Source organism: Marinobacter salinexigens, from assembly GCF_008370345.1.
GTDB classification, from domain to species: domain Bacteria; phylum Pseudomonadota; class Gammaproteobacteria; order Pseudomonadales; family Oleiphilaceae; genus Marinobacter; species Marinobacter salinexigens.
In genome coordinates this window covers 1-968 of record NZ_VTUU01000039.1, presented here as the reverse complement: position 1 = coordinate 968, position 968 = coordinate 1, and the positions used below count along the sequence as shown (strand labels likewise).

The 968-nt window shown below is 57.6% G+C and carries 1 protein-coding gene; it reads right to left on the bottom strand.

The genetic code is table 11. The features are described from left to right. Nucleotides 1-92: 92 nt before the first annotated feature. Complete coding sequence (locus FWJ25_RS20570; protein WP_223163278.1) at nt 93-569, bottom strand: hypothetical protein; 477 nt, start codon at nt 567-569, stop codon at nt 93-95. Nucleotides 570-968 lie beyond the last annotated feature (399 nt).

Here is a 968-nt window from a genome sequence, read left to right as displayed (position 1 = left end):
ATTCGATTGATCTCCGCAATACTACGTACAATGCAATGCAAACTCATCACCACCAGATTGCTTGAGCTGAACAATACAATGAAGGATCATCATCAGTAGACTTCGACGTTCCATTGCTCGCTCTTCTTGAGCTGCTTCTTGTASTSCAWCCAGTYGATCCCRTCCTTGGCTGCRAGGTCGAGCATGATGTCGTCGATGCCCTTCTCCATGCCCTTGAGCCCGCACATGTAGACGTAGGTGTTGTCCTTCTTSARYAGCTCCCACAGCTCCTCCYTGTACTCCGCCATGCGCGTCTGGATGTACATCTTCTCCCCSGCCKCGTTCGTCTGCTCYCGGCTCACCGCGAAGTCCAGCCGGAAGTTGTCCGGCGCCATCTCCTTCATCTTCTCCAGCTCCTCCTTGTACAGCAGGSTGTCGCTSGTCGGGACGCCCAGGAACAGCCACGCGAGCCCGGTGTACTTGTAGTCCTCGTGCTCCTCSARGAACATCTTCCACAAGAAGGAGCGGAACGGAGCRATRCCGGTMCCCGTTGCGAGCATGATGAYTGTTGCRTTGGGGTCTTTGGGCATGAGCATCTCCTTGCCCACTGGCCCTGTGATCTTCACCTCAGCGCCTGGCTTCAAGTCACAGAGGAAGTTTGAGCAGACTCCTTTGACGAYCTCYCCSKSATCGTTGGTGTAGAYSAGCCTCTTSACRCACAGCGASACYGTCTTGGAGTCGCCGAARTCKCCGAKSGCGCTGCTGGCGATGGAGTAGAGCCTGASCTTGTGCGGCTTGCCGTTCTTGTCSWCGCCATCSGCGATGACGCCGATGGACTGGCCCTCTCTGTASGGGAYCTYGCCTTCKGTGCTGAAGACCATGTGCCACGTCTCCCCGGGCGCTTGGTCGCCGGTGGCCCTCTCTGTAGGGGACCTCGCCTTCTGTGCTGAAGACCATGTGCCACGTCTCCCCGGGCGCTTGGTCGCCGG